General features: G+C 28.5%; 12 protein-coding genes and 1 other annotated feature. Of the genes, 4 read left to right on the forward strand and 8 right to left on the reverse strand.

From position 1 onward, the window contains the following. Nucleotides 1–251: 251 nt before the first annotated feature. The 4 genes from HUJ77_RS12295 to HUJ77_RS12310 form a co-directional block, all read right to left on the reverse strand. On the reverse strand, nucleotides 252–1,340 hold the full coding sequence (locus tag HUJ77_RS12295) for a BMP family ABC transporter substrate-binding protein (RefSeq protein WP_291709052.1): 1,089 nt from the start codon (nucleotides 1,338–1,340) through the stop codon (nucleotides 252–254). 130 nt (nucleotides 1,341–1,470) lie between these two features. Continuing rightward, nucleotides 1,471–2,154, reverse strand: a complete 684-nt coding sequence (locus tag HUJ77_RS12300; RefSeq protein WP_291709085.1) for a DUF554 domain-containing protein — start codon at nucleotides 2,152–2,154, stop codon at nucleotides 1,471–1,473. 164 nt (nucleotides 2,155–2,318) lie between these two features. Further along, the gene (locus HUJ77_RS12305; protein WP_291709054.1) at nucleotides 2,319–3,407 is read right to left on the reverse strand and encodes a BMP family ABC transporter substrate-binding protein; all 1,089 of its coding nucleotides are present in this window, start codon (nucleotides 3,405–3,407) and stop codon (nucleotides 2,319–2,321) included. Nucleotides 3,408–3,574: 167 nt separating this feature from the next. Then, entirely contained in the window at nucleotides 3,575–4,468 is an 894-nt protein-coding gene (locus HUJ77_RS12310; protein ID WP_291709056.1) for a polysaccharide deacetylase family protein, read from the reverse strand. Between the two features lie 172 nt (nucleotides 4,469–4,640). Between HUJ77_RS12310 and HUJ77_RS12315 the strand changes: the two genes are divergently transcribed. From HUJ77_RS12315 to HUJ77_RS12325, 3 genes are read left to right on the forward strand one after another with little or no spacing between them, the layout of a single operon-like run. Continuing rightward, the gene (locus tag HUJ77_RS12315; protein ID WP_291709058.1) at nucleotides 4,641–5,537 is read left to right on the forward strand and encodes a DUF5685 family protein; all 897 of its coding nucleotides are present in this window, start codon (nucleotides 4,641–4,643) and stop codon (nucleotides 5,535–5,537) included. Continuing rightward, nucleotides 5,537–6,169, forward strand: a complete 633-nt coding sequence (locus tag HUJ77_RS12320; RefSeq protein WP_291709060.1) for a J domain-containing protein — start codon at nucleotides 5,537–5,539, stop codon at nucleotides 6,167–6,169. The genes HUJ77_RS12315 and HUJ77_RS12320 overlap by 1 nt, the downstream gene beginning before the upstream one ends. 24 nt (nucleotides 6,170–6,193) lie before the next feature. Then, nucleotides 6,194–6,688 (forward strand): hypothetical protein, encoded by a 495-nt coding sequence (locus HUJ77_RS12325; protein ID WP_291709061.1) that lies wholly within the window; start codon nucleotides 6,194–6,196, stop codon nucleotides 6,686–6,688. Nucleotides 6,689–6,712: 24 nt separating this feature from the next. Here the strand turns inward: HUJ77_RS12325 and HUJ77_RS12330 are convergent, their stop codons facing one another. The 4 genes from HUJ77_RS12330 to HUJ77_RS12345 all read right to left on the reverse strand — a co-directional run bounded on the left by HUJ77_RS12330 (nucleotide 6,713) and on the right by HUJ77_RS12345 (nucleotide 9,219). Further along, nucleotides 6,713–6,925 carry a hypothetical protein gene (locus tag HUJ77_RS12330; RefSeq protein ID WP_291709063.1) on the reverse strand — a complete coding sequence of 71 codons (213 nt, stop codon included), beginning with the start codon at nucleotides 6,923–6,925 and terminating at the stop codon, nucleotides 6,713–6,715. Between the two features lie 30 nt (nucleotides 6,926–6,955). Beyond that, nucleotides 6,956–8,320 carry an MATE family efflux transporter gene (locus tag HUJ77_RS12335; protein ID WP_291709065.1) on the reverse strand — a complete coding sequence of 455 codons (1,365 nt, stop codon included), beginning with the start codon at nucleotides 8,318–8,320 and terminating at the stop codon, nucleotides 6,956–6,958. 132 nt (nucleotides 8,321–8,452) lie between these two features. Then, nucleotides 8,453–8,815, reverse strand: a complete 363-nt coding sequence (locus HUJ77_RS12340; RefSeq protein WP_291709066.1) for a YccF domain-containing protein — start codon at nucleotides 8,813–8,815, stop codon at nucleotides 8,453–8,455. A 41-nt stretch (nucleotides 8,816–8,856) separates the two neighbouring features. Beyond that, nucleotides 8,857–9,219, reverse strand: coding sequence for a CoA-binding protein (locus tag HUJ77_RS12345; RefSeq protein ID WP_291709067.1), 363 nt, complete (start codon nucleotides 9,217–9,219; stop codon nucleotides 8,857–8,859). Nucleotides 9,220–9,337: 118 nt separating this feature from the next. Beyond that, nucleotides 9,338–9,542, forward strand: a binding site (T-box leader). A 62-nt stretch (nucleotides 9,543–9,604) separates the two neighbouring features. Between HUJ77_RS12345 and HUJ77_RS12350 the strand changes: the two genes are divergently transcribed. Beyond that, on the forward strand, nucleotides 9,605–9,981 hold a 377-nt coding region (locus tag HUJ77_RS12350; protein WP_291709068.1), incomplete at its 3' end, for a class I tRNA ligase family protein.

Below are 9,981 nucleotides of genomic sequence, written 5' to 3' on the forward strand. Positions count from 1 at the left end.
AAAAGAGCATGGATTTCTCCTTTTTTAAGCTGCAATGTAATATTATCATTAGCTACAATGCCCGGAAATTCTTTACGAATATTAAGCATTTCTACTACATAACTCATGAGCATCCTCCCAACTTTATAATTTTTTCATATGTTATAGTTACACTTTACTATTTTGTAAAATAATTGTAATTACTCCTTGATATAAGAAAAAGACGGTGCATCCGCCTTTTTATGAAAATATCTTAACAGTAAAACTATTAATTATTTAATTAAGTCACCTTGTTCAACTTTAATATCAATTTCACCATTTTTAATTTTATTATATACTTCATTTACTTTTGTAATTGTTTCACTGCTTAAGTTAGGATTATTCTCTGGAAGACCTACGCCATCATTTTTAGCATTAAATATTAAACTTTCTCCACCTGGGAAAGTGCCTTCTAATTCTGATTTAATCATATCAAAAGCTGCTGTATCTAATTTCTTCATTGCAGAAGTTAATACAACTGATTTATCCCCATCGTATTTGCCATCATCATATTGATCAACATCTGTACCTATTACCCAAGCTTCTTTTCCAGCTGCAACTCTAGTCTTAGCTTCATTTATTACGCCTATACCAACATTACCAGCTGCTACAAATATTGCTTTAACTCCATTATCATACATAGTAGCTGCTAATTGTTGACCAGCTGCTACATCTTCAAATGTACCTTGATAAACTACATTTTCTACTTTTATATTCATCTTAGTTCCTAGATTTTCATTAGCATATTTAATACCTTGTTGGAAGCCCCAGTTAAACTTTTGAACTGAAGGTATTTCCATACCTCCTATAAAGCCTAGTTCTCCTTCTTTTAATTCAACAGCTGCTGCAATACCAACAATAAATCCTGCTTCTTGTTCTGCAAAGTAAATTGAAACGCTATTGTCTCCAATTTTTTCTACTCTTGCATCTCCATCCTTACCATTATTAGGAGAGCCATCGATAATTACGAATTTTGCATCTGAATATTTATCTTGTGCATTAAATATTGCAGTTTCAAATTTAAATCCCGGTGCTACTATAAACTTATATCCTGTATCATAAAGGTTTCCTATTTCCTTCATATAATCAGCTTCTGTAGTTCCTGATGGTCTTAAATAGTTGTTTTCTATTCCTAATTCATCCTTCGCCTTTAAAATACCTTCCCAAGTACCTTGATTAAAAGACTTGTCGTCTATTGTTCCAGAATTGGTAACCATACCTACTTTTAGATGTGATTCTGTAGCTTTTGATTGATTCCCGCATCCTACTAGACCTGTAATCATTAAAGTAGATAACACTAATGCTAGTGCTTTTTTCTTCATTTGTATTCCTCCTAATCTTTAGTAAATCATTATTTTGTCTTTCGAATTATACAATATATGCTTTTTAATTTCAATAAATAAAACCTTTAATTAATACAAATATAACACTTTTAATACATATTTATTTTTTCTATATATTAATAAAACTTAATATTACAGCAATAATAATTGAAGGCAATAAATTGGATACCTTAATTTTAGTTACTCCTAACACATTTAAACCTAATCCAATTATTAATAAACTTCCTACTGCAGTCATGTTATTTATAGCAATATCACTTAAAAATGCTGCTAAAAAACTCGCTGCTAAAGTAATGCTCCCTTGATATATAAATACAACTATTGCCGATAAAGCTACTCCTATTCCTAAAGTGGATGCAAATATAATTGAGCTTATTCCATCTAAAATAGATTTAGCATAAAGTGTACTATGGTTATTATTTAACCCACTTTCTAATGATCCTACTATAGCCATTGCCCCTATACAAAATAGAAGTGTAGCTGTAACAAACCCTTCAGCTATAGATATATTCCCATTGTTTTTATTAAATCTTTTTTCTATTGCTTTTCCTAAAGCTTCAAGTTTATTATCTATATCTATAATTTCTCCAATAAATGCACCTAATGCCACAGATATTATCATTACTATTGTATTATCTCCTTTAAGAGCACCAGATATACCTATATAGACAACACATAAAGCCAATCCATTCATTATGGTATTGCTTATTTTTTCATTTATACTTCCCTTTAAAAACAATCCTATAAAAGCACCTATAACTATTACTAAACTATTTACTATTGTACCTAAAATATTAATCACCTCCATTTATATATTAAACTTAAATCCAAAGAAAAAACTCCTTTCGGAGTTTTTGAAATTATTTAACATAGATAATTATATCAAATAAAAAAATAACTAATCATTAAAATTTGGAGCCGTTTATAACAGCTCCGTTAACACAATTAATTATTGTACTATTTAATTAAGTTACCTTGTTCAGCTAAAATTGAAATTTCACCATTTTTAACTTTGTTGTAAACTTCATCTACCTTTGCAGTAGTTTCAGCACTTAGATTTGGATTTTCTTTTGGAAGACCTACTCCATCATTTTTTATATCAAATACTAAAGTTTTTCCTCCTGGGAAGTTTCCATCTAACTCGTCTTTAATTATATCATAAGTTGCTATATCAATTTTCTTCATTGCAGAAGTTAAAATTATTGAATTATCTCCATCATATTTACCATCTTCATATTGGTCAGTATCAACACCAATTATCCAAGCTTTTTGACCTGCTGCCGCTCTAGCTTTTGCTTCATTAATAGCACCTACACCTACGCCACCAGCTGCTGTAAATATTGCATTAACTCCACTATCAAACATAGTAGCTGCTAATTGTTGACCTGCAGCCACATTATCAAATGTACCTTGGTAAACTACGTTTTCTGCTTTTAGAACCATTTTAGTTCCTAAATTTTCGTTAGCATAATTAACACCTTGTTGGAATCCCCAATTGAATTTTTGAACTGAAGGTATTTCCATTCCACCAATAAATCCTAAGCTTCCTTCTTTTAATTCAAGAGAAGCTGCTACACCTGCCATAAATCCTGCTTCTTGTTCTGCAAAGAAAACTGCAACTGTATTATCTCCTACTTTTTCTACTCTCTCATCTCCTGATTTTCCATTATTAGGAGAACCATCGATAATTACAAATTTAGCATCTGAATATTTATCTTGAGCATTAAATAATGCAGTTTCAAACTTAAATCCAGGAGCTACTATAAATTTGTATCCAGTATCGTAAAGATTTCCAATTTCCTTCATATAATCCGCTTCTGTAGTTCCTGCTGGTTTTAAATAATTATTATCAATCCCAAGCTCATCTTTAGCTTTTAATATTCCTTCCCAAGTTCCTTGGTTAAAAGATTTATCGTCTATTGTTCCTGCATCTGTTACCATACCAACTTTAAGTTGTCCTTCTGATGATCCTGAATTACTTCCACAACCTATTAAACCTGTTGCCATTAAAGCTGATAAAGATATTGCTAGTGCTTTCTTCTTCATTTAAAATCCTCCTAAGTGTATATCTTATTATTAAATTTCGAATCTTCAAAATGATTATACAGCATATCGTTCGTTGTTTCAATTATTTTTTTCTGAAAACACATTTTTAAATTTATAAACATTCGTGTATACTCTAAAAAATAAAGTATATTCTATTTTTTCTCTACTTACATAAATTCTATAAATGTTTCTTTAAAGGAATCTATATTCATTGGAAATATTCTTATTCTTTTTAATGAATGCAAGCCATCACTAATACTTGATATTCCATATTCAGTTGTTACTGCTGCTTTAATTCCCAATTCCTTTTCAACTTCTATAGTTTCTTCATCATATTTACCTACAGGATAGCATATAAAATTACTATCTACTCCAACTTTTTCTTTTAATGCTTTTCTGCCTTCTTCAATAATTGCAATTTTATCTTCTCTACATATATTGCTGAATTCAATGTGTCTTGAAGTATGATTCTCTATTCCCATACCATTATGGTTCATTTCTTTAAGCATAGAAGAATTCATGTAATAGCTGTCTATATCTGTATTATTGGTTATTATAAAGAAAGTTCCCTTCATATTATTTTCCTTAAGTATTCTATAAGCCTCTGAATAATTATCTGCATATCCATCATCAAAAGTTATAGCAACTGGCTTTTTAGGAACATCTCCACTTTCATAAGCCTTTACTACATCATCTAATAACATAGGTGTAAATCCATTTTCCTTTAACCATTTAACTTCTTCTTCAAATTGTTTTACTGGAACTAGTAAGCTATTATTTGGATCAGAATCAGAAATTGAATGATACATAAGTATTGGAATTCTTACTAAACTTTTATCTATGTTTATATAATTTTCCTTTTCTTTTTCTTTTTCTTTTATATTCTCCTTTTCATCAGTTATTTCTTCACTCTTCTTATTATTATTCTCATCATTCTTTAAATTTTCATTGCTATATCCATTTTGAATTTTTATATATTTATTTTCATAAATATATTTCCCAATAAAGCCTATTAATATAATTAATATTATTGTTGAAATTATCTTTGCTAATTTAACCATTTCATTTACCCCTTTTTGTTTATATAAACAAAATATACCTTTACATATTTTGTTTGTCAATCCATTATAATCCATATATCCTTTGCCATTTCTTTATTTTTTCTTAAATCATTGTTTAAAATGTTTTATTTTTGTATAATTAATCTAAAATATTATTTAAGGAGTGTTTTTATTGTTTGGATACGTAACTCCTCTAAAGGCAGAGCTTAAAGTAAAGGATTTTACAAGGTTCAGAAGTTACTATTGTGGCTTATGCCTTCATATAAAAAAAGGAGCCGGAAATCTACCCAGAATGGTTTTAAACTATGATATGACATTTTTAGCTGTACTTTTAGATTCATTATCCATAAAAGAACCTGACTTTGAACTTAAACGTTGTATTGTTCATCCAATAGAAAAAAAGCCTGTTGTTATGAACAATGATGCTCTTCAATATTCAGCTGCAATGAATTTGACACTATATTATCATAAAATTAAAGATGATATAGAAGATGATAATGATATAAAAAGTAAAGTTCTAGAAAAAATTCTTTATCCTTATCAAAAGAAAATAAATAAGTCTATAGATGATATAAATATTATTATTAGAAATAATCTTAAAGAATTAAGAGAACTTGAAAATAATAAAAACTTTTCTTCAATAGATGAAATATGCCATCCCTTTAGTGATATAGTAGGCAATATTCTTAAGTCTTATCCTAATGAATTAATTAATGATAGTGAAGAATTAAGAAATTATTTGTATAGCCTAGGTTATACACTAGGTAAATGGATATATTTAATTGATGCTTTTGATGATTTAAAAAAAGATATGAAAGATAAAAAATTTAATCCTATAAATTTTTTATATAACAATAATAATTCATCTTTCCAAGAACTATTACCTTTAATTAAAGATAGAATTGAGTTTACTATACTTAATTGTAGTTATAACTGTAAGGATATCTTAGAAAGGTTACCTTTAAAGAGGAATAAAGATATACTAAAAAACATTTTAGAACTAGGAATGATGGATAAATACTTAGGAGTTTTAAATACTACTAGCGAAGATAAAAGGAGTGACAAATAATGAACCCATATGAAGTTCTTGGATTAAAACCTGGTGCAAGTCAAGAGGAAATAAAAAAAGCATATAGAAATTTAATTAAGCAATATCATCCTGATCAATATGGTGATAATCCTTTAAAAGAATTAGCAGAGGCAAAGGTAAGAGAAATTAATGCTGCTTACGATATGCTAACTAAGAATTCTAACGGAGCTTATGATAATTCTTACAATAGCTCTTATAATAGTTCTTACAATAATTCAAGTAATGCAAATAGTAATTCTAATGATGCATATGCTTTTTCAGAAATCAGAAGATTAATTCAATCTAGAAACTTTCTTGAAGCAGAAAGAAGATTAAACAATATTCAAACTAGAAATGCTGAATGGAATTTCTTATATGGTGTAATATTAACTAACAAAGGTTGGTTTGATGCTGGTCTAAACCATATTCAAACTGCTGTTAATATGGATTCAAATAACTTTGAATATAGGCAAACATTAAATTCACTACATCAAAGAACTTCAGCATATAGTGGAAACTACTATAGAACTACTGGTAGATCTTCATCTGACGCCTGTGATTGTTGTATTAATCTTTGGTGTTTAGACTCACTATGTGAATGTATGGGTGGAGACCTTATAGGATGCTGTTAATAGAAAATAGGTGGTGTTTAATCTATGAAAGCTAAAGAAATTACTTTAAGTGGAATTTTAACTGGGTTAACAATAGTTATTTTATACTTAAATCTGTTATTACCCATAAGTACAATAAGTATACTTACTTTAGCCTCTCTTTTAGTTCCAATTGCATTAATTAGAGGCTCAATGAAAAGTGCTATTTTGGTTTATGTAGCTTCATCTATTATAGGCTTATTTATACTTCCATTAAATATTATAATATTATACATACTATTTTTTGGAATTTACGGAATAATAAAGTTTTATATAGAAAAGATAAACAAGCTACCACTAGAGATTTTTATAAAGCTAATATTTTTTAATATAATATTAGTTTTATCATTCTTTGTATTTAAAGCTTTTATACCAGTTGAAATTACTAAACTTCCCATAGGGATTTTTGTAATACTGGCGGAGATTGTTTTTTTAGTTTATGATTATGCATTAACATTATTAATTTCTTTTTACTTACAAAGAATTCATACAAAGCTATAAAAGGGGCTGCCTAAGCAGCCTCTTCTAGTCTAAGAAAGAAAATAAAATTTCTAACCCATCTTCAAGAATTACTCCAATAACTTCTAAAACTTTTTCGGAAATATTAGATTTCTTCTTTTCTATTTTCTTTTCTATTTTATTAGATTTAATTCTATTGCTTGGATCAGAGTTATAATAATAAGCATCTTCATAACTCTTTATTTCATTGAAAATAATTCTATTTTCATCACTACTCAAAGTTCTACCCCCTAACCATTACTTTTAAATTTATGCTTCTACTTTATTAAAGGTTTTTTTATAAAATACTGTAAATACAGTTATTGTTGTTAAAGCCGCTATAATATCAGAAATAGGTTCTGCTGCTAGTACAGCTGTCAGCTTATTACCTTCACTAACAAAGGATGGCAATATAAATATTAAAGGCACTAATAAAACTATCTTTCTAAGTAAAGCCATAATTAGTGATATCTTTGCTTGGCCTAAAGCAAGAAAGGTTTGTTGACATGCTATTTGTGCTCCAAAAATTATTATTCCTCCAAAGAATATTCTAATACTCCAAGCTGTTATTTCCACAAGTTCAGGTTTATTATTAAATATTCCAACAAAGAATCTTGGAAATATCATTAAAGCACTCCACATTGAAAATGTGTAAACTAAACAGCTAGATAATAATAATTTAAATGTCTTTTTAACTCTTTCTATTTTTCTTGCACCAAAATTAAAACTTATTATAGGTTGTGCTCCTTGTGATAAACCTAAAAGAGGTAAAGTTACAATTTGCATAATGCTACTCATAATAGTCATTGCACCTACCGCTAAATCTCCTCCATACATTTGAAGCTTATTATTAAGGCTTATTAATACTAGGCTTTCTGTAGCTTGCATAATAAAAGGAGATATACCTAAAGCCATTATGGGTAATAAAACCTTTAACCTTGGAAGTAAGTACTCTTTTCTTATCTTTAATATACTATTTCTTCCAAAGAGGAAAACTAATACCCAAACTGCTGATACTAATTGAGAAAATATAGTTGCAAGTGCTGCCCCCTTTACTCCTAAATTAAAATTAAAAATTAAAATAGGATCTAAAATTATATTTATAACAGCACCTATAACAACAGTCATCATTCCAATTTTAGCAAAGCCTTGAGTATTAATAAAAGAATTCATACCAAGAGCAATTTGAACAAAGATTGTTCCAATTAAATATATACTTAAATAATCAACTGCGTATTTAATGGTTGCTTCACTAGCACCAAAAGCCAATAATAACTTTTCTTTAAAAAGGAAAAATACAATTGTACAAATTATTCCTATAATAACTAATGTAGAAAAACTATTACTTATAATTTTTTCTGCACCTTCATTATCTTTTTCCCCCATTTTTATTGCAGCTAGAGGTGCTCCACCCATACCAATAAGAGCTGAAAAAGCAGAAATTATCATTATTATGGGAAAAGCTACCCCTACTCCTGCCATTGCAATATCTCCACTAGCCATTCTTCCAATAAATATTCTATCAACTATGTTATACAAAACATTAACAAGTTGAGCTATAATTGCTGGAAAAGCTAAACTTACTAGTAACCTGACTACTGAGCCTTCTCCAAGATTCTTCTTAAATTTAGTCATATATTATTATCTCCTTCTGAAAAGTATTTTATCTTTTAATCTAAGATTATTAATTTATACTTATTTCAACAAATAATACTACTATTAAAAGAGGAATCTTAAAAGAATTTCTTAGAAAAATTCAAATATAATTTACACTATTTCCTTACCAAATGGCATTAATGATAGTTTTGCCAATTTTAAAGATTGTGCAGCAAAAGGTATTCCTACAATTGTTATGCATAAGAATAATGCACTTATTAAATTAGCTATACAAAGTTCAAAGCCACCAAATATTATCCATAGAATATTAGCTATTAAACTTACACCACTATCATTAGTAGTAACTACTTTCTTCCCAAAAGGTGCTAATTGCAAACTTGCCATTTTAAAGCATTGTTTTCCTATTGGTATTCCAATTATTGTAATAGACCAAAAACAACCTAAAATAAACCATCCTAAAGCATTAAAAAATCCACCAAAAATAAACCAAATAATATTTCCTAAACAAGACACAAGAATCTCTCCCCTTTTTATTATTACTATATATAAACTACTTAACCTAATTGAACTAAAGCACAATTTTCTATTACATTTATTCCATTTTCCTTGCAGTAAGTTAATATTTCTTTACTTTCTGCACCTGGTTGTACTAACACATTTTTAATTCCTAATGAATTAGCTTCTTTTATATATTCAATTCCTAACTTCGAATTAATACATAAATCTATTGCATCAATCTTATAGGGTACTTCCTTAATAGTTTTATACACTCCTTCTCCACCCTTAGGATGAACTCCACTTACTTTATACCCCTTATCTTTAAACTTATTTAAAATCCTATATGCATATTTTGAACTGTTAGTTACATCACCTATAACAATCCAATTTTTTTCTTTAATTAATTCTTTTATATCCATAATATAAACCTCCTTAATTACTCTTTAGTTATACTATATACAAATCATCTATATTCATCAACTATAAATATTGACTTATAATATAATAAAATATATAATTGTGTATATTAAAATTATATATTTGGCTGTGATTAGGAGTAGTATTATAGGTTTTATGCTTAAGAGAGCTGTTGGTTGCTGAAAAACAGTGCATAGAATATAAGAACTTGCCTATGAGCTTACTTGTTAAAAGCAAGTACGGGTGACCCCCGTTATATTTTTGAGTGAGAAAATTTATATTTTCTAATAAGAGTGGTACCGCGAATATATCCTTCGTCTCTTAATTGAGATGAGGGATTTTTTTATTCTTTTTACAATCAAGTGTTATTTTAGAGGAGGATTAATAATGGCTAAATACGGAACTTCCATTGATAAGAAATGGCAAGATAAGTGGGAAGAAACTAATCTTTATAAGTTCGACCCAAATAAGGATGGAGAAAAATTATATGTACTAGAAATGTTCTCCTATCCATCAGGTAGCCAATTACATGCAGGTCATTGGTTTAACTATGGACCAGTTGATTCATGGGCTAGAATGAAGAGAATGCAAGGATATAATGTATTCCAACCAATGGGCTTTGACGCTTTTGGACTTCCAGCTGAAAACTATGCAATAAAAACTGGAATTCATCCAAAGGATTCAACTGATAAGAATATTGAAACTATGGAAAAGCAATTAAAAGCTATGGGAGCTATGTTTAACTGGGAAAATGAAGTTATAAC

It is taken from the genome of Clostridium sp. (genome assembly GCF_021443865.1).
GTDB lineage: Bacteria > Bacillota > Clostridia > Clostridiales > Clostridiaceae > Clostridium.

Coding starts and splice junctions, on each gene's coding strand:
- HUJ77_RS12295 (WP_291709052.1), bottom strand. CDS start 1,340: ATGAAGAAAAAAGCACTAGCATTAGTGTTATCTACTTTAATGATTACA.
- HUJ77_RS12305 (WP_291709054.1), bottom strand. CDS start 3,407: ATGAAGAAGAAAGCACTAGCAATATCTTTATCAGCTTTAATGGCAACA.
- HUJ77_RS12310 (WP_291709056.1), bottom strand. CDS start 4,468: ATGGTTAAATTAGCAAAGATAATTTCAACAATAATATTAATTATATTA.
- HUJ77_RS12320 (WP_291709060.1), top strand. CDS start 5,537: ATGAACCCATATGAAGTTCTTGGATTAAAACCTGGTGCAAGTCAAGAG.
- HUJ77_RS12325 (WP_291709061.1), top strand. CDS start 6,194: ATGAAAGCTAAAGAAATTACTTTAAGTGGAATTTTAACTGGGTTAACA.
- HUJ77_RS12335 (WP_291709065.1), bottom strand. CDS start 8,320: ATGACTAAATTTAAGAAGAATCTTGGAGAAGGCTCAGTAGTCAGGTTA.
- HUJ77_RS12345 (WP_291709067.1), bottom strand. CDS start 9,219: ATGGATATAAAAGAATTAATTAAAGAAAAAAATTGGATTGTTATAGGT.